Genomic DNA, 26,358 nt, shown 5'->3' on the forward strand with positions numbered 1-26,358 from the left:
TCCATCAAATCCTTTGTCTACGCCTCTTAACTGTGTGTAAACAATATCCCAACAATCCAGCTGCCAAAAGAGTTATTAATCCTCCTACCAATCCTGCTATACTAGTTCCTGCATCAACAATAGAAGCTGATACTTCACTTTCTTCTTGAGAATTATCTACGCTAGATTTAAAAGAATAATCCGGAAGAAAGGCAACTTTTTCCTGAATTGATTCCAATGTTTTATGGATGCCGTTTTGTGCCTCCAACTCTTCAGTTCCCGAGACTTTATAAATAGCCCATTCTAGCCCATCTGGATGCTCTGATGCAAACCATGAGAATACAGCTCCAATTAATACTGCGGCAATGGCAATGGCTGCTATTGTTTTTTTAATAGAAAACACACTTGATTTGCCATTTCCAGCAGTCCTTTCAATTAGCTCAGGATGGGACTTCCAAACAAAGGATACTACTGTTGCTGTTACTAAGCCTTCAATAATTCCGATCGCAAAATGAATAGGCTGCATTAGAAGAACAAAGCTAGTAAAAGGCAGCTCTGTTTTTCCAGAAAACAATGTCTGGAGTACAACGCTAAAAGCCCCAAGCTGGAGTGCAATTACTGCTGACAACATAATGGCCATGAACAGCCTTGAAGATGAATATCCTTTACTCATAATGGGTCTATAGATTAATAGATAGCCAACAAAGCATGTAAAGAACCCAAGATTAAAAGAATTAGCTCCTAAAGCAAGCAGCCCGCCATCAGCAAAGAATAATGCCTGTATACTTAAAATAGATATCATGGTCAGAAAACCTGCATAGGGTCCAAGTAGAATTGCTAATAACATACCCCCACCTAAATGCCCACTTGAACCTGTTCCTGGAATTGCAAAGTTAATCATTTGGACTGCAAATATAAAAGCTCCCATTACTCCCATTAAAGGAATTTTTTGTTCATCAATATTATCTTTTAGCTTTTTAACTGAATATGCAGCAACACCTGCTGTTGCCGCCAGCATGGTCACACCAACCACAGGCGATATTAAAGCGTCAGCCATATGCATAGCGATTCCTCCTAAAATTAGTTAGAAAAACAAAAAACCGTGAAAACTTAAGTAACTGCTTTTCGCAGTCTATTCAGTCTCCATGGCTAAATTATAATTTTTAATTTTACAATCTATGTTATGACATGCTTTTTCGCCTTTACTAAACCTACATGGTTTAATTGCTTAATAAAATTATATAATAATAGACTATCAATGTCTAGAGATAAATTATTAAAAGCCTGGATACATATCCCACCAGTCCCTGGTGTCCTGAAATCTTGTGAGCAAGTCATCTGCTATCTTTGTAAGCAGCTCTGTTAATTCTAACCTCTCTATCCATTCACTTTGTATAGAGCTTACTCCTAAATAAGCCCCTAAAATATTACCCGTAATAGCTCCCGTACTATCGCTGTCCCCATCATGATTTACCGCCGCAATTACTGCCTTCTTAAAATCATCATTATATTTAATAGCGCAGTATAAAGAAATAGCTAGCGCCTCTTCACCTACCCATCCTTCCCCAAGCTTTTTAATGGCATCATGTGCCTCTAGATCTGTTTGTGACAGTTCAAGTGCTGTAATAGTGATTCTTGTGCACTCCTCGTGTCCATTATATTGCACAGCTTGCTGTAGGGCATCTTCTACTGCTTCAGTTATTTCCATACCATCAATTATGCCTGCAATTGAATGCGCTAGAATACCTGCAGAAATGTATCCACTTGGATGCCCATGGGTCAAAGCTGCACATTCACAAGCTATTTTAAAGGCTTCATCTTTTGTAAAAAATAACCCTATGGGAGCTGACCTCATAACTCCACCACAACCCTTACTATTATTTAAGGGCTTTTCAATTTCTCCCATCACACCGCTATTTAATGCTGTCAAGCATGTGTTACCAGGTCCACGTCTAGCATAAAGATCCCCAACGTTAAGTAGCCAGCTATCTAATAACAATTTGTTATCTTCCTTTATAGTTAATTGGCCTTGGGTATGTAACCACCTTAGGTAAGCATTATGGACTACTGTTGGAATATGGCATATACTCTTGCTATTCCCCCTTGTATAAGCTCTTAAAAGTCCTTCGGAAGTAAAGATAGTCATTTGAGTATCATCTGTTATGTCTGCTTTGCCATTTTCCCCTACTATTAAATCTGTTATTCCTTCATTACTAAAGTGTCTTGTAATTTCCTCAAATTTCATGAATTCAACTGGCCTGCCAAGGGCATCACCTATCGCTCCACCTAATAAACACCCTCTAAAAAATTCTTTATTTCTTTTCATATTAATACCTTCCTTTCGTAAGAATTCACCGCGGCGAAAGAGTATATACCCTTGCTGTAAAACTTTTCCAGATGATAAATAAAGAAAATCAGAAATAGTCACCAAAAGCTATACTACATAATAGAATAAAATGAAATTAGGAAGGTAAATTAGACAGGGAGAGTTTATATGAATAATAATAATAGTTTGCCACAAGCTTACGCAAGACCTATTTTAGGTATCCTTATTAAGGATACCCATGCCAATAAGTTACTTAAAAAACAAGAACCACCCTTAAAATATCTAGAAGTAATAAAGGCAAATGAACAAGCGAAAATAACTATCTACTTTTTTTCAAGTGGAAACTTAGATGAAAATGTAATAAATGGAATTATCTTTAACAAAAACTCAGGCAACTGGGAGATTCAACAATTTCCTTATCCTGATGTAATTTATAAATTATATGGCACAAAAAAGGAGGAAGGATTAGATAGGAAGCTTGCGAAACAGTTAAAAAAACGAAAAATTAAAACTCTAAATTACTTGTTTACCTTTAATAAATGGGACGTTTTGAAGCACTTGTCAAGACATGAAAATTTAGCACCCCATTTACCACATACTATTTATTATAATACATCAGATGATTTAAAAAATATGCTAAATCTTTTTCCAAAAGTCTACTTAAAGCACTGTCAAAGTGGTCTCGGTAGAGGAGTAATCTGTATCTCCAAGTTACCCGAAGGCAGCTATGAATTTAGGTATTATATTAACAAGCTATATGTTCTAATAGTCAATGATTTCACTCGCTTAATTCGTGAAGTTCATAAATTTTATAGTAATAAAGAGTTTATAATCCAAGAAGCAATTGATTTAATCAAAATAGATAATAGCATAGTAGATATGAGAGCTGAATTACAAAAGAACGGTAATGGAGATATTATTATATCTGCACTTCCCGTTCGTATTAGTAATAGTAATGCACCAATAACAACCCACGCTAATTGCATGAAATTTGAGTCTTTTTTTAAAGGGTATATGAACTATTCAGATGAAGAAATTTTCAAATTGAAAATTCGAATAACCCATTTATTAAATATTATTTATAAATGTATAGAGGATTGTTACGGATCTAGCGGAGAATTATCCATTGATCTTGGCTTAGATAAAAGAGGGCATCTATGGTTTATTGAAAACAATTGTATATCAAGTAAAGTATCCTTTTATAAAGCATATGATAAAAATTCTATACATAATTCATACCTAAATTTATTGGAATATGCAAAATTCTTATATAAAACATAATCAACCCTGATCCTTATGATCCATTCTGATTAATTATCCAAAAAATGTATTAATAAATCGTCTGATGACTTCTGCTCCACCAATAAAAGTACCCAAAGTGCTTCCTAAATTTGCAAAAACCACAACCAGTAAAACCCGTGTTACCTTATTACGCCAAAAACCCTTTACTGTTTGAACATCCTCCGCCATATTTTCAAAATCTTCCACATTAGGTTTTCTAACTAGAGCTTCTGCTAATCCTGCAAACCATCCGGCTGCTAACAAAGGACTTAAAGAGCTAATAGGTGATACAACAAAGGCAGTTAAAATAGATAACGGATGGCCAAATGCTAGTAAAGTACCCAGAGCAGACAATGATCCATTCCAGAGAATCCAACTGACCATTTGATCCACACCCGCAGCTCTATCAACAGAAAATGTAGATACAATGACAGCTATTATTAATACTGCTATACCCCAACCTATTATTTTTGTTATCTTAGATCCTGGTGTAACCTTTGATAATTCTTCGATATCATTTTCTTTATATAATTCTTCTTTTATGCCCGGAATATGCCCAGCCCCTAGTACCGCTACCACCTTGTTCCCAGGAGCTGTCTTAATCTTTTGGGCTAGATATTTATCTCTTTCATCAATTATAATTGATTTAAAGTGTGGAAAAGACTTGGATAATTCATTTAAAGCTGAAGACAACATATCCTGAGTCTTCATTTCCTCCATTTGTTCCTCGCTAACTTCTTCATCAATAAACATACTTAGGACAAGCTGAGAAAACAGTTTTATTTTCCCAAAAAAACCCAGTCCACGCCATAAACGCAGCATGGTAGTATGAATATCTCGGTCACCCAAACAAAGGGTAGCACCAAGCTCATTAGCAGATTCAATTCCTTGAATCATTTCTTGTCCTGGTTTAATGCCAAATTGTTTGGCTAACCTTTTCTGGTAGGAAGATAAAATCAGATTAACCAAAAGTATCAATGCTTTTCCCTGTTTAATAATCTGTATTACATCCATTTTTTTCGATTTATCAGGGTCCATAATTGATTGATACCTTGCTTGACATAACTCAACACAAACCGTATCTGGCTTTTCATCCTGAATAATATCTTTAACCTCATCAGCACTTTTTTTGGAAACATGGGCTGTCCCAATAAGGATTATTTCTTTTCCGTCTATTTCTAACTTGTGTACATTATCCGTGCTCAACTTATCACTTCCTAAATATTTCTGGTGAAATTACATTATAACACCACATTATCATACCACATCTAGTATTTTTTGTAATGTTTCTTTAGTTAAAACTCACAGGATTTAACTGTTCTTGGAAAAGGTATAACATCTCTAATGTTACTCACTCCGGTGATATACATAATAGCTCTTTCAAAGCCTAAACCAAAGCCAGCATGCTTTACTCCACCATATTTTCTTAAATCCAAGTACCAGGACAAATCATTTTTTTTAATGCTGAACTCTTCCATTCTTTTTTCCAAAACATCTATTCTCTCTTCTCTTTGACTCCCACCTATTATTTCTCCCACCCCAGGGACTAATAAATCCATGGCTGCGACAGTATTCCCACCCTCATTTACCCTCATATAAAAAGCTTTAATTTCCTTCGGATAGTCTGTTACAAATACTGGTTTATTAAATACTATTTCTGTTATGTACCGTTCATGCTCTGTTTGTAAATCCTTTCCCCATTCCACAGGAAATTCAAATTGTTTCCCAGATTCTTTGAGCAATTCTATAGCCTTTCCATAAGTTATATGTTCAAAATTTGAGTTTACTATCTTTAGCAATCTATCCTTTAAGCCTTTATCAATAAAATTATTAAAAAAATCAACTTCTTCTTGGGCGTTTTCTAAGATATAGCTTACTATATATTTCATCATGTCTTCTGCCACTTTCATATTATCCTGAAGATCTGCGAATGCAATTTCAGGCTCTATCATCCAAAATTCTGCTGCATGTCTAGCTGTATTAGAGTTCTCAGCCCTAAAAGTGGGACCAAAAGTATATACATCTTTAAATGCAAGAGCAAATGCTTCTGCTTCTAACTGACCACTTACGGTAAGGTTTGTTTTTTTGCCAAAGAAATCTTCAGAATAATCCACTTTTCCTTCCTCTGTAAGTGGAGGATTTTTCGAATCCAAGGTAGTGACCTTGAACATTTCACCGGCACCTTCCGCATCGCTTGCAGTAATTATAGGTGTGTTAACATAAATAAAGCCTCTTTCTTGAAAGAATTTATGAACAGCAAAAGCAAGCAAGGACCTAACTCTAAAAACTGCTGTAAATAAATTAGTTCTTGGACGTAAATGGGCTACTTCTCTCAAAAATTCTTTTGTATGTCTTTTGGGTTGAATAGGATAATTTTCTGGTGAGTCCCCTTCTAAAATGATTTCCGTTGCTTTTATTTCAAAGGACTGCTTTGCTTTTGGGGTTAGCATTAAAACTCCCTTAATTTTCACAGCTGACCCCACTCTAAACCGTGCTACTTCATCAAAATTTGTTAGGAATTCTTTTTCATATACTACTTGAATGGTATTAAAATGAGTTCCATCATTTAAAGATATAAAACCAAATGATTTTTGATCTCGGTTACTTCTTATCCACCCCTCAAGTATCACTTCCTGATTAACATAATTAATAGTGTCTCCTATAAGTTGCCTTACCAACACTTTTTCCATCTTAATTCCCCTCCTAATATTTTTAAAGTATTTAAATATATTAAGTTATAAGAAATTTTTAGCCTTTTTGTTATATCTACGGAAATTATACCTAAGTAAACCATTGCTGTCAAAGTAGACATACCCCTGCTGTACTTTCTGATACAAGAAGACTTTCAGAAATAGTTATTTGTTATTAGCAAAAAAAATCTCACACCATATAATGAATTGAGGCAAAAGTAGGAGGGGTATCTATGAAAGCAGTTATTCTATGCGGTGGAAAAGGATTAAGAATGAGTGGTGATTCTAACTTCACTTGTAAACCTTTGGTCAAGATCGGTGAAATGCCAATATTATGGCATATCATAAAAATTTATAAGTATTTTGGAATTACCGAATTTATTCTTTGTTTAGGATATCATGGTGCAGCTATAAAAGAGTATTTTATGAATTTTGATTGGAAAAATAATGATTTTAAATTGAAGACTACTAACAATTTAAAAGAAATTCAAATTTTTAATAAGCTTGAAGACTTGAGTATTACCTTTATCGATACGGGTTTAGATACTATGACTGGTGGCAGGATTAAAAGGATACAGAATTATATAGATGAAGATGAATTCATGTTAACCTACGGTGATGGTGTTTCCGATGTTGATTTAAATAAACTAATTCAATTTCACCGAGAAAAGGGGAAAATCGCTACTGTTACTGGTGTGAGAAATAGATCATTATACGGAATTATAGATGTAAAAGACGGAATTGCTACCAGTTTTAAAGAAAAACCTTTACAAGATGGTTGGATAAACGGGGGGTTTTTTATTCTAAGAAAAGAGGTTTTTAATTATATCCATAATGATCAAACAATCTTTGAGAATGAACCCTTAACAGCCCTAGTAAGAGATAATCAATTGGCAGTTTATCAACATGAGGGTTTTTGGAAAGGTATTGATACTATTAAAGATTTACAGATAATCAATGAACAATGGTCTAATAACAAGAGACAATGGATTAGATGGTAAGGAAACGGAGGTATCTGCTGTGAGTGGCAGTTTTGCCAATAAAAAGGTATTAATTACTGGAGCTAGCGGATTTATAGGATCCCACCTAGTTAAAAGAATGCTTGAAGAAAATGCCCAAGTTTCCATAATTGCCAGAGATGGGTCAGATTTATGGAGGGTTCAGAGTCTAATAAAAGATTTTGCAATCTATAAGGCTGATTTAAGGGATTCGAGAAAAATTAATCTATGTATGAACAAAGTAAAGCCCGATTATATTTTCAATATGGCAGCTTACGGTGTAGATGCAAGGCAAAAAGATTATTTTATAGCTGTTAACACCAATATCATAGGCACAATGAATATCCTAAATTCTTCGATTTCTACAGGATGTAAAAAGTTCTTAAATATAGGTACTTGTATGGAGTATGGAGATAAAAAAGAAATAATTAAAGAGGACTGTCACTTAGAACCATTCAATATATATGGAAGCACTAAAGCAGCTACTACTTTGTTGGCACACCAAATCGCTGCAGAAAATAAGATAGATATTGTTACTTTGAGAGCTTTTGGCATTTTTGGAGAAAACGAAGGAAGTCACAAGTTTTTTCCTCATATAATCTTATCAGTTTTAAATAAAGTAGATGTAAATTTGACTGGGTGTGAACAATATAGGGATTATTGTTACGTTGAGAATATAATTGATGGCTTTGTTTTGGCTGCTCATAATGACGCTATAAAAAATGAGATATTCAATATAGGTACTGGCATGATTTATCAGTTAAAATACTATGTCAACAAGGTTTATGAAAAAATGGAAGCTGTTAAGAAGCCTAATTATGGAGCTATACCTTACAGATCAGGGGAAGTCTGGAGGCCTCACCCCGACATTACTAAAATACAAAAACTATTAAAATGGAAGCCTAAAATAAGTTTAGAAGAAGGGCTCAATAGAACAATACTCTGGTATGAAAAAAACAAAGAAAAATATAAGTGAAATGGGAGAGGAATTATATGTTAAAGGTCAGTTCCATAATTTTAGAAGATATTGAGATTATCTATAATGATTTAAAAGATTATTTAAACGTAATAGAAGGAAGTACATGGTTAATTAGTGGAGGTGCAGGATTTCTTGGTAGTTACTTCCTTGATTTATTAAACTATTGTAATGAAAATGTATTCAGCCTCCCTTGTAAAGTTATCTGTATAGAAAATTTCCTTTCAAGTACCCCTGAAAGGATTAAACATTTTAATAACAATAAATATATTCATATCATAAATGCTGATATAGTAAGACCAATCCAGGTAGATGAAAATATAGACTATATCATCCATGCAGCAAGTATTGCATCACCAACCTTTTACCGAAAATACCCTATTGAAACCATTGAAGCAAATGTACTTGGATTAAAGAATTTATTAGACTTTGGAATGGATAAAAGTATTAAAAGCTTTCTGTTTTTCTCAACAAGTGAAATTTATGGAGACCCCACTAAAGAGAATATTCCTACACCAGAGAATTATAGTGGCAATGTATCCTGTACTGGGCCACGGGCTTGTTATGATGAATCTAAAAGGCTTGGAGAAACCCTGGCTGTCAACTATTATCGACAATATGGCTTGCCTGTTAAAATAGTTAGACCGTTTAATATATATGGACCAGGCTTGAGACTTGATGACAAAAGAGTAATACCTGATTTTTGTAGTGATGCCTTATATAGAAAGAAGATTTCTATTTTGAGTGATGGATTACCAACAAGAAGTTTTTGTTATGTAAGAGATGCTTTAAGTGGCTTTGTAGCTTCTCTTCTTTCGGATCATAATGGAGAGTCTTTTAATATTGGAAATGATGAAAGAGAGATTAACATGATCGATTTGGCAGAATTGATAGCCCAGATCGTAGGTGGTGTTGAAATTGAATATAAGAAAAGTAATGAAATGGACTATCTAACTGATAATCCTCAAAGAAGATGTCCTGATTTAACTAAAGCCAAAACCCTCTTGCCCTATCAACCAAAGGTAGGCATAGAAGAAGGTTTAAGAAGAACGCTAAAATGGTATAAAGAAAATCATGGTTTATAAGGAGGAGTTATATGAAAATCTCTATAATCGGTACCGGTTATGTAGGGCTGGTCACAGGAGTATGCTTAGCTTCTAAAGGGCATGAAGTTATCTGTGTTGATAAGAACCAAGAAGTAATAGATAAAATCAACAATATGGAAACACCTATTTACGAGCCGGGTTTAGAAAAGCTAATGGTAAAAGTAATATCAACAGGGAACCTAGTTGCCACGACAGACTTAGAAAGCTCGGTGATGAACTCTGAAATTTCTATCATAGCAGTAGGTACCCCCATTGGTAATGATAAAATTGATTTAAGCTATATTGAAAAATCCGCCTGGGAAATTGGATGCATATTAATGGATAAAGAGCATTATCACGTGGTTTGTGTAAAAAGTACAGTTATTCCAACAACTACTGATACCCTAGTTAAAAATGTATTAGAAAGTGCTTCAGGAAAAAAGGCAGGAGACTTTGGGCTTACCATGAACCCTGAGTTTTTAAGAGAAGGAAAAGCTGTGGAAGATTTTATGTATCCGGATCGAATAGTAATTGGTTCCTACGATAATCGTAGCTTTGAAACAATGAAGCACGTGTATGAAGGATTTTTCGACTCACCTATTATTAATGTGAATTTAAGAACAGCTGAAATGATAAAGTATACTGCTAATGCCCTTCTAGCAACATTGATTTCTTTTGCAAATGAAATTGGATCTATATGTGAAAAAACAAAGGATATTGACATTAAAGAAGTGATGGAATCTGTTACCTTAGATAAACGTTTTAATCCTAAAATTAATAACCAACTAGTAAACCCAGAAATGATTAATTATCTAAAAGCAGGGTGTGGTTTTGGAGGAAGTTGTTTTCCGAAGGATGTAAAGGCGCTAATCTCCTATAGTAAATGCTCAGGATATCAGCCACAACTTATTGATGCCACTATAAGAATAAATATGGAACAACCCTTGAAAATCATAAATAGATTAGAAGAAAATTTACAGACCCTTGAAGGTAAAAAGATTGCCATTTTAGGCCTTGCATTTAAACCTGACACAGATGATATACGGGAATCACCAAGCATAGCCATTATCAATGGCTTACTAAAAAAGGGTGCATTAGTGTACGGTGTGGATCCAATTGCCATTCAGAATATGCAAAAGATCATTCCAGAAGATCGGAAATCAGTATGGTACTCAACAAATTATAAAGAAGCATTAAAAGATGCTGATGCTGCTATTTTAGTAACTTCATGGACTGAATTCATTGATATTCCTACAGAGGATTTTAGTCAGTTAATGAAAACACCGGTTGTACTAGATGGCCGTAGAGTACTAAATAAAAGTGGATTAGAAGGTGCTGGAGTAGAGTACTTTGGTGTGGGTTATCTTATCTCTTAGGTAAATTATTAGGAAAGAAGTGAGTTTTATGGGGAGCTTGTGTGAGTTTATTTACATTGATCCTTATGAAGATAAAAGAGGAATTCTAAAAAAAATAATCATGAAGAGCCAGATACAAGATAGTAGTCAGATTGAGGAAGTATATTTGCTTTATTCTCACCAAAATAGTGTTAGGGGCAACCATTACCACAAAAAAACCTCTGAGTATTTCACAGTTGTTAGTGGGAAAGCACAAGTAGCTTTGAAGGATTTATCTAAAGAGGTTAGTGAAGGGTTTTATATATCTGCTAATGATAACATTGTTTTAAGGGTACCTCCCTATATGATACATGCTTTTAAAAATGAAGACAATGATCCTTTAATCATTCTTGTTGTGTCCTCAAAAGAATATAGTGAATTTGATACTGACACATATATTGAAGAAATCCTTTAACGAACAACTCTCCATGTTTCACATATACTGTATGAAGTACGCTTACCAATCCCAAAAATGAAGTCTAATTTAGTAAAAAGGGAGTATTAAAGTGAAACATTATTACTGTTCAACGTTTAGCAAAGATTATGTTTATAAAGGACTACTCTTATACAATTCCCTTCTGAAATGTGACGAAGATTTTCAGTTCTTTATGATCTGCTTGCACGATGATGTAAAGGTGCTTTTAGAAAAAATGAACCTAGAAAAGGCAACCCCTATAGCCTTATCTGACATAGAAAAGGTAGATAAAGAATTATTAAAAGTAAAAAACTCTCGTAATGATAAGGAGTATATTTGGACTTCAAAGGCTTCTACTATGCTTTATATATTAGGGAATTATAACGCAGATCATATAGTTTGGTTAGATGGTGACACATATTTTTACTCAAGCCCTAACCCAATATTTAGAGAATGGGATAACTATTCAGTTCTACTAACAAAAGAAAAGTGGAAAGTAGTCAGCAGCAACGGGAACGAATCGAATGGAATATACAACACAGGATTCATTGGATTCAAAAATGATAAGCAAGGTTTGCGATGTCTTAGATGGTTTAGAAAAAAGTTAATTGAGTGGTGCTATGATGAAGTAGAAAATGGTCTTTGGAGTGACCAGTTTTATGCCAATGACTGGACTAATAAATTTAAAAACATAGGTGTAATTAAGAATATTGGAGTGAATTTAACGCCTGCTATAGTCCGAAAAAGTAAAGTAGAAAAAATTAATAATGAAATTTATGTTAATAATCAAAGATTGATTTTTTATCATAGCTATGGTTTTAGATACTTCAATGGTAATGAATTTGATTTGTGCAGCTATATAATGAATTTATCCGATGATGTGATAAAATGGATTTATTTGCCCTATATATATGCTTCTAAAGAAATTGTGAAACAGATTAACAATATATACCCTAATTTTTATAATGAAGATAGACCTAAAAACAATTTTATAAGAAATTACTTTAATCTTAAACTTAATGAAGAAAATACTAAGAATTGCTATCAGCTATGTACCGTAATCACGAAAGATTATTTGGTGCAAGGGTTAGTCTTATATAATTCACTAAAAAGATATACTGCAAAATTTCATCTTTGGATATGTTGTGCTGATAATATAGCATACGAACTTCTCAATAAAATCAACCTAGAAAATGTAACTATTATCAGCTTAGAAAATATCAAAAATGAAAAATTAATAAAGATTGAAAAACAAAGAAAGATTCACGAATTTTGCTGGACTTTAAAAGCTCCCTTTATTTCCTTTTTAATGAAAAATAACTACAATTTAAAATCAATTTTATATGTTGATGCTGATCTATTTTTCTTGAAAGATATCAAGACTATATATGAAGAGTGGGGGAATCAATCTATCTACTTAACTCAACTATGGCTTAGCCCTAAGCCGGAAAGACGGAAAGGTAAATACTCCGCTGGCTTAATCGGGTTTAAACGTGATAAACATGGAAAAAAATGTTTAGACTGGTGGAGACGTAACTGTCTACGCTGGTGCTATGATAAATACGAAAAAAATAGGTGGAGTGATCAGAAATATCTAGATCATTTGCCATCTATGACTTCTAGGATCAAAGTATCGGAAAATAAGGGAATCAATACTGGTCCATGGAGTATAAAAAAAGGGCACAAACTTTACGCTGACAATAACGGAATATTTTTCAACGAATACCCCTTAATATGTTACCATTTTAGTGGTTTAAGAATTTTCAACGAAAAAGAATATGAACTATGTAATCGAAGAAAGTTACCTGAAGAGTCACATTTTATATACGCTATATATATTGAGGAGCTAGCAAAGATAATTAAAGAAATTAAGAAAATCGATAAAAAATTTATAAATATAATTTCGTCTTCCCCAAACAACAATAAGCTTTATAATCATTTTACCCTTAACTAGCGAGGAAGCAAGGGGACGAAGCAAGGGGACAGGTACGCTGCTTCATAGCCTCCATAAGCGGTTTGGTGAAATTCCTGTCACTCTTGCAATCTGCCGTGTCGTTATTCCATCTACTTTTGTCAATTCTCTTAACATCTGTTCTTGCCTTTCTCTTGCTTCATCACAAAATTTTACTGTTTCAATTTTATATTGCTGCCTTATTATTTGCCGGAGCATATCATCACTAATAACACTTTTTTTCTCAGCTATTTCTAGACAAGTATCATCATTTTGCTCTTTTGCATGCTTTTCAAATAATTGCTGTGCTCCTTCCGGTTTGTTTGAAAATAGGCTCATTATGTAGTCAGTATCTACTATTTTCTTTTCCATAATATATTCTTTATAGCTACTCCATTTATATGTTGAAATATCAGATGCAATTTGGGCTTTTACCGGATTTTGATGTATGTACCTCAATACTGTCAATAGATAAGCGTCACTACACACAGATTCGCTTTTAAATCTTTCTTGAAATAAGTGTCCGCATCGCTCGTATTTTCTATTATACCAATAAACATAACTTGAACTAATTCTTTTCATTGATTGTGAGATGTCTTCCTTTTCTTCTTTAATCAGTAAATGTACATGATTATCCATAAGGCAGTATCCAAATACTCTATATTCACATTTTTCCTTATAATAAGCTATTGTTTCAATAAATCTTTCCTTATCTACTGCTTCCTCAAATATACTCTGCCGATTTATTCCTCGCAATATAATATGATATATTCCTGTTTCACTTTTCGCCCTCGCTACCCTTGGCATCCCATCTCACCTCTTCCACCTATACTACTGACTGAAAACAAAAGCAATGTACCTGTCCCCTTGCTTTCCATACATCCATTATACTATACGGTAGATAATAAGAAAAATCAACATTTGAAACTTACTTTTACATATTTGAAAGCCTCTCTTGCCATAATAGAATCAGATAACCGTATGAAAATAACCGTTAAGTATGAGAGGTAAAAATGGGTTTTCAAGAAATAGATAATTACCTAGGAAAACTTAAAAGACATACTATAGGAAAACGAATCATGAGAGCTATAATCCTAATGTTTTCTCATTTAGGAGAGAGTTTTTTCCTAGGCCTAGGAAATAAGCTGCCTCGCAACTTGATTTCTGACCGAGTTTATTCTAGTTTCCTACGTCTAAGTGGAGTTAGCATAGGTTATCGATCCATAGTCTGGGGTCCTTTAGAAATCCGTCCTATTGGAGCGGCAAAAAACATCAGCATTGGTGACAAAGTATTTATCAACAGCGGGGTGCGTTTTGGCTGCCCTCCACCTGCGAAAATAATAATAGGCAATCATGTTGCCATTGGTCCAAGGGTTCTTTTTGAAACCCTAAATCATTCACTAACCTCTAATAAAGAAGGTTATCGCCCTGGGAAATCCAAAGGAATCACAGTAGAAGACTATGTGTGGATAGGAGCTAATGTCACACTACTCCCGAATTTAAAAGTTGGCAAGGGAAGCGTTATTGCGGCAGGCTCTGTGGTGACCAAAGATATTCCCCCATATTGCCTTGCAGCAGGAATTCCAGCCAACATAATCAAAAGATTAGATGAATAAAATGATCACCCATTTCAATACTACTACTTTTATTTATAGCCATAATAAGTCCTTCATCACGGAATATACCTTTTAGATCAGTAATCCTATCATCTTGATAGGATTATTTTTCTTAAGAGTATGAATTTTCAAGAGCACCTGTCCTTGTATGTGCTATGATAGGATTAGTAGCTATATTTGGTAATTTATTTGGAACAATTTTCCGTATAAATTCGTCTATCAAATAATAGGGAGGTGTAAACACTAGTGTCTATAATTAAATTAGAAAACATACATAGGCAATACAAGAGCGGTCAGCTTAAGGTGGATGCCCTTAGCAATATTAATCTTAGCATAGCCGAAAAAGATTTTATTTCTATTATGGGCCCTTCTGGTTCAGGAAAATCTACCCTTTTGAATATAGTAGGCTGTCTGGATAGTCCTACATCAGGTTCTTATGAATTAGCAGGCAAACAGGTGGAAAAGTTGAACGACAGTCACCAGGCTGAAATCCGCAATCAATTTATTGGTTTTGTCTTTCAAAGTTTTCATTTATTAGCTGATTTAGATGCACGTGCTAATGTTGAGTTACCTTTAATCTATCGGGGCATAGCAAGTAAACATAGACGCAAACGGGCAGAAAAAGCTTTAGAGGCAGTAGGTTTAACAGAAAGAAGCAAGCACATGCCCTCACAGCTTTCTGGTGGGGAGCAACAACGAGTAGCAATAGCCCGTGCCCTGGTGGGTGAACCTGCAGTTATTCTAGCAGACGAACCTACAGGAGCATTGGATTCTAAAACTGGTAAAACTATTATGAATATTTTTCAAAAGCTAAACAGAGAACAGGGCATGACTATTGTCCAGGTTACCCATGAATATAGTATAGCTTGTCACAGTAAAAGGGCTGTCTACCTGTTAGATGGCCGCATTGAAAAGGAAGAGCTTCTGGAACAGCCATTCGATGCTTAATACTACAAAGAGGAGATAAGGAATTTAGGAAAGAAGGGGGATTCTTATGTTGCAGCGTGTTTTTATGATTGTTGTTATACTGGCTATTATCTTGGGAGGTGGCTATTATGCTTATAAAGAGATAGTACCACCCCCCCAGGATTCTGATGCTAATGGACCTATTTACGCAACTCAAGAAGTAGAAAGAGGAGACATTGCCGTGGGTGTGGAAACCGTTGGTTCTTTGCAGTCTACTGCAGGTGGTTCCATTCAAGTGCTTGGTAATAGAAATGTTGATACCACAAATTATATAGTAGATGAAATATTTATACGCGACGGCGATGAAATAAAAAAGGGAGATGTTCTAATTAAACTCTCTGCACCAGATTTACTAGATGAGATTGAACGAAATGAAGAACGACTGGAATCTGAAATAAATGATCTGGCCAATCTATTAAATATTGCAACTAATGAAATACATACAATTAATGCAGCTGAAGGTATAACAATGCATGCACCAATAAATGGCCGAATAGTTAATTTAGAAATTGATGAAGGTGATGAAGTCAATCAAGGACAAACAGTTGCCCAGGTGGTAGAAGATTCTATTGTAAATTTAACTGCTAAAGTACTACCTGGACAATTTGCAGGCATAGAAGAAGGGCAACCTTGTTATTTAAGGTTTAGTCAGTTTGACTCAATAGTTGAAGGTAAAGTTAAAAAAGTTATTCCTGATTTGGTACCTGAAAGGGCCTCCGACCTTATAGATTCTGTGACAATGAAAGGTGATAAAGATGAAACCAATTATATCAATGTTTACTGGGTTGAAGTGGAATTAAAGAATGAAGGCTTAATAAGACCTGACCTGATTGCTCAAGTTGGATTTATGCCGAGTGGATCTAGCCCAGAAAATTTTGATCCATACAATGCCAGATGGACCCGTTACTATGCCAAAGTAGAGGGTTATGCTAATGAAGAAAGAATACTTAGCAAGGCTGATGCTATTGTCACCCGAGTTTATGTTAATAATATGCAAAAGGTACAAAAGGGAGATCCTATAGTATCTTTGGCTGGAGAGGATGCTAGAAATTTAATCAGGGAACACCTTGAAATTATTCGTCAGTATGAAGATGAGTTAAGACAAATGTACAGCAAACTAGATCAACTAGAAATAACCTCTCCCATGACTGGCGTGGTGGCATATATTAATGCAGAGCCAGGTGCTACTGTGCAAGCGGGACACTATCTTGGTCATATTTTTAATACAGAACAAATGGGAATGAATGTTCAGGTTGATGATATGCAGATATTAAATGTACAACAGGGGGCTGAAGTAAATATTACACTACCCTCTATGCCCGGAGAAACATTTTACGGGGAAGTATCTCACGTATCCGCTGGAGGAACAGATCGGGATGGAATACCTATGTTCTATGTAAACATTGAACTAGAAGGGGGACCGGAGATGCGTCCTGGTATGCAGGCCAATGCCTATATTAAGGGAGGCAGTACTGAAAATGTTCTTTTAGCCCCAGTAGAAGCTGTGTTTGAAGAATATGGCCAATACAAAGTAGAGGTTTTGAAGGATGATAATCAAATAGAAGTAGTAGATGTAGAATTAGGTCTTATGGATAATCGTTATGTAGAAGTAATCTCAGGTCTTAAAGAAGGCGACCAGCTAGTTGTAGGTAGTGCCGATGATATATTGCAAGGGCGGTCTATAGATAATAATTCACCCTTGCCTACCCAGTCAAATAATGGTGACGGCAGTCAAGATTAAGAATATGTACGGTAATAAGTACAGAAATGAGGTGATGCATTGTTTAATAAATTATGGTCTTATCTTATTAGGTTTTGGTTTAGTGCCCAAATGGCCGCCCGGGGCATCATATGCAATCCCCTACGCTCAGGGCTTACTATTCTAGGAGTTATCATTGGAGTAGCTTCAGTAGTGAGTCTTATGAGTATTGGCGAGGGTGCTCGTCAAGCAGTAGTGAGCCAGTTTGAAAGCTTGGGTACCAATGTTATAACTATAGAAGCTCTTGATGAAATAGCAGAATTCGACCCGAAAATTGTAGTAGATCTGGTAGATCGGGTAGACAGCTTAGAAATGGCGACCCCCGTAATAAATACTGAAGATGTGATGCAGTGGCGGCGAGACCGACATCTAGCAGATATTTTAGGCGTTAATCAACAATTTCCGCAAATAAGGGATCATAACCTTTTATCTGGAAGATTCTTCACTACATTACATGTAGAACATCGTTCTCCTGTAGTAGTATTAGGTTATAATGTGGCTGTTGAATTGGCAGGTGGACGCAATCCCGTAGGTCAGACCCTTTCCATGGATGGCCGCACGTTTCAAATATTAGGAGTTTTAGAACCCAAAGGAGAAAGCATGGCAGAAGGTATTGACAATAAAATTGTAATGCCCTATACAACTGCCCAGCAAATAGCAAATAAGCGTACTGTAGAAGCAATTTGGGGTAAAGCCGGATCTAACCAGGAGGCAGAATTAGCCCAAACCCAACTGGGACGAATCTTTAGTAGGGAGCTTGGATTTGGTGGCCCCTCACTTACCCCCGCTCCACCCACAGATGTAGAAGGAATGCCTGGTGGAATGAAAGAGATGCCAGTAAACCCTGGCATGCCCCCTGGAGAAGATGATAATGAAGATGAAGATGATCTACTTGCAGCTAAACCAGAAGATTTAATTGCCATTACTAATTTAAACCAATTAGTTAAAGAAGTGGATCAGGCCAATCAAATCATGACTCTCTTGCTAGGCGGTATTGCTGCAGTTTCTTTGTTAGTTGGCGGTCTAGGTATTATGAATATAATGCTAGTATCCGTAACAGAGCGCACCAAAGAAATCGGCGTCCGTAGGGCAATAGGAGCAAAACAGAGCGATTTATTAGTACAGTTCATTTTGGAGGCTCTATACTTGAGTGCTATTGGAGCCATAGTTGGAATAATTGTTGGTATTTGGGGAACTAATATGTTTACTCAGTACGGTTTTGAAACGGCTATCAGCATGCAGGCTATCAAAATTGCTATTAGTGTGGCTTTAGGCTGTGGTTTGCTTTTCGGTGTCTACCCAGCTATAACAGCCTCATCAGTTCCTCCCGTTGAAGCACTACGTCGTTAGTACCAGTCAAAAAGCCGGCCCGAATAGAACGATTTTTCATATAAAAAGCTGAGACTTAGAAGTTTCAGCTTTTTATATGTATCCCAAGTTTGATGCAATTTTACCGTTTGATTAGGTCAAGGTTACCTTGGCATTGCACCTCACATCTTCCACATTATACTACTTCCCTAAACAGAAGCAAGGTACCTGTCCCCTTGCTTCTCCTACTTCCCTAAACAGAAGCAAGGTACCTGTCCCCTTGCTTCTCGGAGCATTTCTTTTCTTAATCATCATTTAACTGGAATTGAGGTAAGAATTCCCAACACACTGTTATGATCAATTTTTTCGCCGATTAGTCCCCGTCAAGATCAAAAATAAAAACAATCCAATACCTATTAAAAAGAAGACCATTAAGGAAGCAATTGCGACATACATCTCACCAGTAGCAAAACGTGTGATGACAGCTGTAAATATACTAAAAAACAGTAATCCTATGGATAAAGCATAGCTTGCTGCGCGTATCTTGTTCATTGCATATTTATTATGGGTTTCTCTTGTCAGCAAGCTGTAAGTTATTAATACTCCACCTGCAACTATAAATATTCCGCTACCTGTAACAGCTACTGCATCTTCAGACATAAAATACAACATTGAAACCGTAAATATCCCAAATAGCGCAAGCAAAACTCCGGCAATGATTCCAGCCGTTGAAATACGTGCTGTCATACTAGAATAAACCGATTGCTTAGCCGTATCCTGTCCTAGTTTACGCATATCATCAACCAATCCGCTTAAATCACCCATTGAAATTACTGCCTCTTTAAATGCCTGTTCATCTTCCATGCCTCGTGATTTATAATCTCCAATTTTTTCTTTCATGTTAGTCGTAAGCTCTTCCTTTAGATCAAATAATTGTTGACTTGCTCCAACTTCAAAGAATAAGTTATTAATATATTTTTTCACTTTACTATCTATAGGATTTTGTTTATTTGTCATCATCAAGACCTCCTTTGATTAATTTATCTAGAATTTCCTTTGCAAAGTTCCAATCTTTTTTGTTTTGTTCATATCGTTCTTTTCCCTCTTCAGTTATACGATAATACTTGCGTCTACCTCCCTGAGTTTCATCACCCCAATAAGAGAGAATATAGCTTTCCTGCTCTAATCGACGAAAAGCCGTGTACAATGTGGCTTCCTTTAATTCATACTGATTGCCACTCAACTCAATAATTTTTTTGTATATCTCGTATCCATAACTATCACCTTGGCGAAGTATATTTAAGATGATCGTGTCGGTATTTCCACGGATAAGATCAGTTGAAATTGTTTTACGCACAATTCCTCACCTCCTAAGGTAAATTTTAAGTCATATTACTGTGGCTGTCAAGTTACTTTGCTAAAAATATTATTTACGTTTTTCTTAATAATATACGTCACCAAATCTGTCTCACATAACTCATACTCACAACAGGCAACAACAAAAAGGGTTTCTATATTCGCTGTGGCTTTCGTAACAGTCAGTATTGGGATAGTGTTGCTGGGCAAGAAATAAAAAATATAAAGATGCAAAGGGTCAGGTTTTGAATTAAACCTGACCCTTTAGAATCTATATTGTAGGATGGGCCCCTTTTGGAGCACAAATTATAACGAATAATTAAATCTTATAACGGAGAGTAACTTAGTAAACTGTAAATAGTACTGAGAAATTTAGCCATTCTATCCTAGGCTGCCCGTTTCCTCCATCCTCTTTTCCATTGATATTCTGAAAAAGAAACATTACTTTTAGCTGCTCATTTTCATCCACAAAAGTCATATCTTTATTTTCCAAAACATTTTCTCCAATGTTAGCAGCATGAATATCCAAGGCTACTTGGGCAATGTCCTTCTCATATATAACTTGCCCTTCCTTAGATATTTTGATGATTTGTGAAGCATAGGAAACACTTAGTGACCCCTGTTTTATCTCAAAAACATCATTTAACCCAAAATATGAAGGCGAAAAGTAATCATACTCTCGAATTTCAACCAATTCTCTAGTTTCCTTAGGGTGGTGGCTGAAGTTTTGACCACTATAACTATAAGTTAGGTCAAAACCGAAAACTTCTTGCATCTGATTTAAGGAAAAATCTTGGGGAACAACCTTCAGTTCAGTAAGACTATAATATCTATTAAAATATTGGACTATAGAGCTGATACTTATTTTATCAGTTTGAGAAATTTCTTCAGAAGGTACAATACTCCCATCTACAAGCATATTGTTATTAATTAGAAGCTTCTCCATTTGATTGTTCTGGCTGTATTTGGAGACAGCATAAGAACTACAAGGTCCTGAAACCACCAAAACGGCGATAATGGCAACGGATATAACTATCTTAATGTTCATGGTGTTCTTTTTAAATGCAAAGTAAAGCATACTACCTGTTATCCAAAGCCCTCCAACCATAACCAAATATCTATTTTCCGTGATCCCATAAGCATTAATCCGAATCCCCATGGCCACAAACATCATAAGCAATAAAGGCAAAATTAATTTAGGAAAATAAGCGATAAATGTTCGAGCCCAAGTATTTTTTTCTTTTAACAAATAAATGAAAAAAATAACTATAGTACTAACAAAGGCATACCAGAGAACCAGATGGGATACAATCCCTGCTGGCCAGTAACGGATAACTATAATTTTGACAAAGTAAACATACAAAATAGCTGTGTAGACAGATAATAGAGGCATCACAATATATAACAACAAAATCTGAAGAAACTTGGGATAGTCCTCACTTTTATATGCTACCCCATAAGCTGGTATGCCAGCTAAAAAATAAGCAGGAGCAAAGATACCGGCCACCAATAACCAAAGATCAAAATATACTTCCTCAGGTATACCGGCAGAAAACAAGGTATTAATAGTAAAAAGAATCGCAACTAATCCTCCGAAAAGAATTAATGAATAAGAATACGTTACAATAAAACCAGTAAAGAGCTTAATCACGTAAAGCTCAAAGCCATCTTCACGCCCCAAGTATGGGATAGCTATAAAAAGCAAATATAAAGCTAGGTTGAAGGCTATGTACCTTGTTATTGACACCATATCCATGTCAGGAAGCAAAAAGTTATAATAGCCAACCAAGACTAGAGCCGCCAAAGCATATACTTAATAGCTGTCGCCTTTTGCACAGCAATTCTTTCAAAGAACATTTTGATACACAAAGTCAGAGGAATACCTAAGGCCAGGACCATAGCCACATGGGCTAAAACGTCATCGCTTGGTTTAGTATGATTCATAAAAATTAAAAGCATGACAATGGCCAAGGCTAGAACTAAAGGTGCAGGAAACCTTCTTAGACTGGACACTAGCCGCAATAATACGTCATTCATAACCCGCAATAACCTTTTTAGCATTTTTTACACCCCATTTGTTATAGACGTATACCGGACATAAATTTCTTTCATTACTCGTCATCTTATCCATATTGTACCACTTCTAGGAAACAGAATCTACATACCTCTCCCCTTGCTCCATATACGAGTCTCCAGAAGGTCCCGTATCATTCTATAATTATGTGGTAACTCAGGATTAATTCTAATAATAAAGCTAAAATCAATAATAGTGTTACAAATGCAACTATTTTTGAAACTATTTGCTAAGCCTCTTCGTCTAAATTAGTGGATGGCGAAAGAAGCAATGGAACAGAAGCTTTGTACCTGTCCCTTTGCTTCTTATGTTTTTAAGTAAATTACCTTGACTGACAAAGTAATATGGCTTACAATGTTCGTATAGAGGTGAGGAATTATGCTTAGCAAAATTTCGAATATCCTATATCGCGGTAATAATCATGTCATATACCAACATATTAGCCTTTGAAAATGGCTGTTATTGACAATAAAAAGGAGTTAATTATACTTATATGAATCAACAAAAAGATATTTACTTAATTTTTACAAAAACAGGAACTTGGCTTTCGAAATTAATTTCCACATTTTCTCAAATAAAATATGCACATGCATCTATTAGTTTTGATAACAGCTTTACTAAAATGTATTCATTTGGCAGGACTGACCCTGATAACCCTTTCTCAGGTGGATTTGTCGAAGAAAACTTGTATGAAGGGGTTTACAAGAATCTTCCCGGCTGTGAGTGCTTGATATATAGTGTTAGAGTAACCGAAGAACAGTATTTTTCCTTGCAGAAACAGGTTGAAAAATTTCTGAGAGAAAAAGAGAACTATAAATATAATTTTATAGGTTTATTTGGCATTTTACTCAACAAGCCAATAAAAAGGCCAAACCACTACTTTTGCTCACAGTTTGTTTCCGAAATTTTAATTAATAGTAATGTTCTCTACAATGAAAAAGTACCAGAGCTTATCAAGACAGATGAATTATTCTCCATAGAAGACAAAGAATTTATTTATGAAGGGTTTATAACTGAAAGTTGTAGAATCCCAAACCAAGAAGCTATAGCCAATCCCATAATGATTTTCTAACTATTATACTTAAGAAATGGATGGCAAAATTAGCTACATAAAGTTTAAACATGAATACTATCCTTGTATCTTTTAATTTTCCTTGCAGTTTTGATAAATTCATCACTTAATTGTTTCTTTTCTTGCTCTTCTATAGTTTCAGACAATTTACCGCTTAGAAAGGCTAACTTGCAACAAGTGTTGTTTTACCAACCCCATTTGCACCAATAAGTCCAATTTTATCTTGAGCATTTATTTTTCCATCTACGGCTTTTAGTACTTTTTTTACATGGTAATCCTTACAGAAGTTTTTTAAATATAAATTCACTCTATCATCTCCCGACCGATCTTCTCACCAATATTAAGAGATGATAAGCGTAAAACAAAACACAAAAAAGCTGCACTTAAACACACAGGTGTTTTACTGCAGCAATCTTAATCTATATAGCCTAATAAATCAGAAGCATATATTTAAATACATTTGAAATTTCCTGTTAGTGTTTTAACTATCACATCTTAAAAAAGCGCACACCTATTTATATGTGTACACAGATTTAAGATCATTATTTGATTTACTTAATAGTTAAACGCACTTTCTTCATTTCGCACCTCATAATTTTAGGTAATTCCAAATTTTTCATCTCATTAGTAAAAAAACTCCAGTTTCAGTTGATGTGTAGCATAGTAGTACAAATTATATAGTTAGTCAAGCCCCTTAACAGCCAAAAAACCGGGTTACCTCAATCCAATATCTGTACCACTCCATGTCCCCCATCAACCAATACCCTGTCCCCTGTTTTAAGCCTTGTTGTGGCATTGCCACATCCCACAACAGCCGGGATACCAAGTTCTCTGGCTACGATAGCAGCGTGAGATAGTGGTGCTCCAATGTCTGTAATAATTGCTGCAGCTTTGGGAAAAAAAAGAGTCCATCCAATATTGGTCGTTGTAGCAACTAATATTTCACCTGGCAAAAGTTTTTCCCCTTCTTCTGTATTCAAAAGGATTCGTACAATTCCTTCTACTTTACCAGCTGCTCCAGCATAACCCTTAAGAGTTTCAGAATCCGATGCACTAACAGTATGCATAGTAGCATCATAATATTCCAACCTTCTATTAGGGTCTTTTGCCCATTCATATGGATTAAAACGCCCCCTGATAATTGATGGAAATTGCGGTAGAGCTTTATATTTCTCAAAATTCTCTTTCCTTGAAGGAATATGCTTTACTGAATCATATCTACCAGACAACAAATCTTCAACTTCATTAATATAAAGGAAAAACACATCATCTCCTATTCCAGTAAGTTCTCCTGTCTTGAGCATAAATGTCCGCATAACTCTAAAAACCCTTACAAATTCTGAACGAGCTGCTTCTCTGACACGAGCACCTTCAGATGCTTTGATTATTTGCTTCTCAAGCCATTTTACCTTATTAGGAACACGCTCTTGAAACCTCTTCAATGCATCTTCATATTGAGTATGCTGCTTTTTTAGTAGCCCTTCCACATCAGTATCTGACTTTTTAAATTCCTCTATCTGTTTCTCCAGCCAAGTATCATCCTCTAGGGGATCAGGCATGGATAACTCAAACTCATGGGGTCCTCGATGACCATACTCCACCAAGTATTCCTCACGAGTCATTTCCCCTTTAATAATCTTTGCAATGCCCACAACCGGTCCAAGACTTGCCAAACCTGAATCTCTCCTTAGGTTGGACAGGAGGGTGTTAGCATCTTCACTTCCTATTAACTTTGTAAGCTTCTTATTGAATGCCAAAGCAATCCCAGCTTTACTCCCACCTGTTATTAGACTCCACCAAGCCTTAGAGTTATAGGGCTCAAGTTCTTTCTTCCATAACTCCAACAGTTCTTCCTTTGTCTTTATTATTTTGATTTGTTCTGTCATCCTCCTGCACCAAATCGGTGTGTCTTTGAGAAACTGCGGCATATTTTTAGAGGCTCTTAGAGTACCCTGGATTAAATGCCTTACCCCCGGTAACATCAGCTTAATCAAACCTAATCGTGAAAATGGGTAAACAGGCACACTTAAGTCCTCAGGAATATGGCCAAATACGTCACCGATTAGTAGTTGCATGGCACGTTTGGCATCCCAACCATATAATGCCGTAATGGCAGATAATCTTTGGCTAAGATTTGAGTAGATTCTTCCACAAATATTGCCGGACCATAGATAGTATCCTGGAATAAAACTGATTTCAATGTCCAGGTCTCTAACTATACTCCAGGTAAGTGGCGTAATAACATCAGGAATTGCCTCTCCTACATTTGTATTTACCCAAAGGGCATCTCCGGCTAAACTTTCGTTTATTTCATAAGTGTCCAAATTTCCTGATGTCAATGTGGTTATCGGCCTTGCCTGCAGGAGGTACAGTTTCCCCTTTGCCACAGCCCATTCAATATCCTGAGGACTTCCCAATTCCTTCTCAAGCTTGGCAGCATATTTATATAGATTTGAAGCATATTTCTTAAAATCATCGGGACCCTTATATTTCCCCTTTGGCCGAATCAATTTAAAAGGATATGCATCAGCCTCTCCCGATACAAGCTGCTCACCCAATCCATATACGTAATTTCCTATCATATTTTCAAAGCTTCCTGATATCGGATCAGCCGTAAACAAAACGCCTGAAATTTCAGACGGCACCATTAATTGAATCACTACAGCTATCTGGTGAGTCTGGTCCATACCTTGAACAGAGCTATATACTTTTACTCTTTCCGATTGTCTTGACTTATAAACCGCATGGATGGCTTTTAGAATTTCCTCGTCCGTATTGACATTGAGAACAGTTTCAAACTCACCTGCAAATGCTGCTTGGGCAGAGTCCTCGCTTAAAGCAGAGGATCTTACTGCAAACAGCACTTCTGCCTTGTTTTTTCTGACCGTCTGCAGATGAACTCGCACCTCATCCCAGGCTTCATCAGTTAATCTTTCATCCTGAAAAACCGACGGTAAAACAACAAAGCCTTCCGGTACTGGAAATCCACCCTGAAACATTCTAGCCAGCATGGCACCTTTTCCACCTGCAAAGTCTTGAAGTTCAGGAGTCAACTCTTTAAAGCTTTTAACCATATTCACTATAAAAATCACCCCTTTATTCGTTTGAGACA

General features: G+C 35.7%; 20 protein-coding genes and 2 pseudogenes. 12 read left to right on the forward strand and 10 right to left on the reverse strand.

Translation table 11 applies throughout. The features are described 5' to 3' along the window. Positions 1–4 precede the first annotated feature (4 nt). Together APF76_10500 and APF76_10505 are read right to left on the reverse strand one after the other, a co-directional pair. Positions 5–1,042 carry a cobalamin biosynthesis protein CbiM gene (locus tag APF76_10500; protein ID KUO49048.1) on the reverse strand — a complete coding sequence of 346 codons (1,038 nt, stop codon included), beginning with the start codon at positions 1,040–1,042 and terminating at the stop codon, positions 5–7. A 213-nt stretch (positions 1,043–1,255) separates the two neighbouring features. Beyond that, on the reverse strand, positions 1,256–2,305 hold the full coding sequence (locus APF76_10505; protein KUO49049.1) for a hypothetical protein: 1,050 nt from the start codon (positions 2,303–2,305) through the stop codon (positions 1,256–1,258). A gap of 168 nt (positions 2,306–2,473) precedes the next feature. Here APF76_10505 and APF76_10510 point away from each other — a divergent pair, with 168 nt between their 5' ends. Then, positions 2,474–3,586, forward strand: coding sequence for a hypothetical protein (locus APF76_10510; GenBank protein KUO49050.1), 1,113 nt, complete (start codon positions 2,474–2,476; stop codon positions 3,584–3,586). 33 nt (positions 3,587–3,619) lie between these two features. On the opposite strand, the gene APF76_10515 is transcribed toward APF76_10510, so the two are convergent. Together APF76_10515 and APF76_10520 are read right to left on the reverse strand one after the other, a co-directional pair. Then, positions 3,620–4,792 (reverse strand): conjugal transfer protein TraB, encoded by a 1,173-nt coding sequence (locus tag APF76_10515; protein KUO49051.1) that lies wholly within the window; start codon positions 4,790–4,792, stop codon positions 3,620–3,622. 89 nt (positions 4,793–4,881) lie between these two features. Continuing rightward, complete coding sequence (locus tag APF76_10520; GenBank protein ID KUO49052.1) at positions 4,882–6,276, reverse strand: asparagine--tRNA ligase; 1,395 nt, start codon at positions 6,274–6,276, stop codon at positions 4,882–4,884. 233 nt (positions 6,277–6,509) lie between these two features. Between APF76_10520 and APF76_10525 the strand changes: the two genes are divergently transcribed. The 6 genes from APF76_10525 (at position 6,510) to APF76_10550 (ending at position 13,098) form a co-directional block, all read left to right on the forward strand. Next, positions 6,510–7,277: a glucose-1-phosphate cytidylyltransferase gene (locus APF76_10525; protein ID KUO49053.1), complete on the forward strand. Its 768-nt coding sequence runs from the start codon at positions 6,510–6,512 to the stop codon at positions 7,275–7,277. Between the two features lie 19 nt (positions 7,278–7,296). Next, entirely contained in the window at positions 7,297–8,250 is a 954-nt protein-coding gene (locus tag APF76_10530) for a CDP-abequose synthase (GenBank protein KUO49054.1), read from the forward strand. 17 nt (positions 8,251–8,267) lie between these two features. Next, complete coding sequence (locus APF76_10535; GenBank protein ID KUO49055.1) at positions 8,268–9,335, forward strand: hypothetical protein; 1,068 nt, start codon at positions 8,268–8,270, stop codon at positions 9,333–9,335. 11 nt (positions 9,336–9,346) lie between these two features. Then, a complete protein-coding gene (locus tag APF76_10540) occupies positions 9,347–10,711 on the forward strand; it encodes a hypothetical protein (GenBank protein KUO49056.1) in 1,365 nt (454 codons plus the stop codon). Positions 10,712–10,739: 28 nt separating this feature from the next. Beyond that, positions 10,740–11,144 carry a hypothetical protein gene (locus APF76_10545; GenBank protein KUO49057.1) on the forward strand — a complete coding sequence of 135 codons (405 nt, stop codon included), beginning with the start codon at positions 10,740–10,742 and terminating at the stop codon, positions 11,142–11,144. A gap of 91 nt (positions 11,145–11,235) precedes the next feature. Further along, a complete protein-coding gene (locus tag APF76_10550) occupies positions 11,236–13,098 on the forward strand; it encodes a hypothetical protein (protein ID KUO49058.1) in 1,863 nt (620 codons plus the stop codon). A gap of 42 nt (positions 13,099–13,140) precedes the next feature. Here APF76_10550 and APF76_10555 read toward each other — a convergent pair whose 3' ends face one another. Next, positions 13,141–13,902, reverse strand: coding sequence for a transposase (locus tag APF76_10555; protein KUO49059.1), 762 nt, complete (start codon positions 13,900–13,902; stop codon positions 13,141–13,143). Between the two features lie 401 nt (positions 13,903–14,303). On the opposite strand from APF76_10555, the pseudogene APF76_10560 reads away from it, so the two are divergent. The 4 genes and pseudogenes from APF76_10560 (at position 14,304) to APF76_10575 (ending at position 18,786) form a co-directional block, all read left to right on the forward strand. Then, a pseudogene (locus APF76_10560) lies at positions 14,304–14,708 on the forward strand. 249 nt (positions 14,709–14,957) lie between these two features. After that, complete coding sequence (locus APF76_10565) at positions 14,958–15,659, forward strand: macrolide ABC transporter ATP-binding protein (protein ID KUO49060.1); 702 nt, start codon at positions 14,958–14,960, stop codon at positions 15,657–15,659. A gap of 46 nt (positions 15,660–15,705) precedes the next feature. Beyond that, positions 15,706–17,418, forward strand: a complete 1,713-nt coding sequence (locus APF76_10570; GenBank protein ID KUO49061.1) for a hypothetical protein — start codon at positions 15,706–15,708, stop codon at positions 17,416–17,418. 39 nt (positions 17,419–17,457) lie between these two features. After that, entirely contained in the window at positions 17,458–18,786 is a 1,329-nt protein-coding gene (locus APF76_10575) for a cell division protein FtsX (GenBank protein ID KUO49062.1), read from the forward strand. Positions 18,787–19,101: 315 nt separating this feature from the next. On the opposite strand, the gene APF76_10580 is transcribed toward APF76_10575, so the two are convergent. The 4 genes from APF76_10580 to APF76_10595 all read right to left on the reverse strand — a co-directional run bounded on the left by APF76_10580 (position 19,102) and on the right by APF76_10595 (position 22,161). Continuing rightward, positions 19,102–19,761: a hypothetical protein gene (locus APF76_10580; GenBank protein KUO49063.1), complete on the reverse strand. Its 660-nt coding sequence runs from the start codon at positions 19,759–19,761 to the stop codon at positions 19,102–19,104. Further along, the gene (locus APF76_10585; protein ID KUO49064.1) at positions 19,751–20,101 is read right to left on the reverse strand and encodes a hypothetical protein; all 351 of its coding nucleotides are present in this window, start codon (positions 20,099–20,101) and stop codon (positions 19,751–19,753) included. The genes APF76_10580 and APF76_10585 overlap by 11 nt, the downstream gene beginning before the upstream one ends. 342 nt (positions 20,102–20,443) lie before the next feature. Further along, entirely contained in the window at positions 20,444–21,889 is a 1,446-nt protein-coding gene (locus tag APF76_10590; protein ID KUO49065.1) for a hypothetical protein, read from the reverse strand. A 2-nt stretch (positions 21,890–21,891) separates the two neighbouring features. Next, positions 21,892–22,161: a hypothetical protein gene (locus tag APF76_10595; GenBank protein KUO49066.1), complete on the reverse strand. Its 270-nt coding sequence runs from the start codon at positions 22,159–22,161 to the stop codon at positions 21,892–21,894. 506 nt (positions 22,162–22,667) lie between these two features. Between APF76_10595 and APF76_10600 the strand changes: the two are divergent. Further along, positions 22,668–23,180: pseudogene (locus tag APF76_10600) on the forward strand. Between the two features lie 785 nt (positions 23,181–23,965). Here the strand turns inward: APF76_10600 and APF76_10605 are convergent. Continuing rightward, positions 23,966–26,329, reverse strand: coding sequence for a phosphoenolpyruvate synthase (locus tag APF76_10605; protein KUO49101.1), 2,364 nt, complete (start codon positions 26,327–26,329; stop codon positions 23,966–23,968). Between the last annotated feature and the right edge of the window lie 29 nt (positions 26,330–26,358).

Origin of the sequence: Desulfitibacter sp. BRH_c19, from assembly GCA_001515945.1 — a bacterium.
In the GTDB taxonomy this organism is placed as follows: Bacteria; Bacillota; DSM-16504; order Desulfitibacterales; family Desulfitibacteraceae; genus Desulfitibacter.

Coding starts and splice junctions, on each gene's coding strand:
- APF76_10535 (KUO49055.1), top strand. CDS start 8,268: ATGTTAAAGGTCAGTTCCATAATTTTAGAAGATATTGAGATTATCTAT.
- APF76_10510 (KUO49050.1), top strand. CDS start 2,474: ATGAATAATAATAATAGTTTGCCACAAGCTTACGCAAGACCTATTTTA.
- APF76_10500 (KUO49048.1), bottom strand. CDS start 1,042: ATGCATATGGCTGACGCTTTAATATCGCCTGTGGTTGGTGTGACCATG.
- APF76_10595 (KUO49066.1), bottom strand. CDS start 22,161: ATGCTAAAAAGGTTATTGCGGGTTATGAATGACGTATTATTGCGGCTA.
- APF76_10570 (KUO49061.1), top strand. CDS start 15,706: ATGTTGCAGCGTGTTTTTATGATTGTTGTTATACTGGCTATTATCTTG.
- APF76_10540 (KUO49056.1), top strand. CDS start 9,347: ATGAAAATCTCTATAATCGGTACCGGTTATGTAGGGCTGGTCACAGGA.
- APF76_10520 (KUO49052.1), bottom strand. CDS start 6,276: ATGGAAAAAGTGTTGGTAAGGCAACTTATAGGAGACACTATTAATTAT.
- APF76_10545 (KUO49057.1), top strand. CDS start 10,740: ATGGGGAGCTTGTGTGAGTTTATTTACATTGATCCTTATGAAGATAAA.
- APF76_10505 (KUO49049.1), bottom strand. CDS start 2,305: ATGAAAAGAAATAAAGAATTTTTTAGAGGGTGTTTATTAGGTGGAGCG.
- APF76_10555 (KUO49059.1), bottom strand. CDS start 13,902: ATGCCAAGGGTAGCGAGGGCGAAAAGTGAAACAGGAATATATCATATT.
- APF76_10580 (KUO49063.1), bottom strand. CDS start 19,761: ATGACAAATAAACAAAATCCTATAGATAGTAAAGTGAAAAAATATATT.
- APF76_10525 (KUO49053.1), top strand. CDS start 6,510: ATGAAAGCAGTTATTCTATGCGGTGGAAAAGGATTAAGAATGAGTGGT.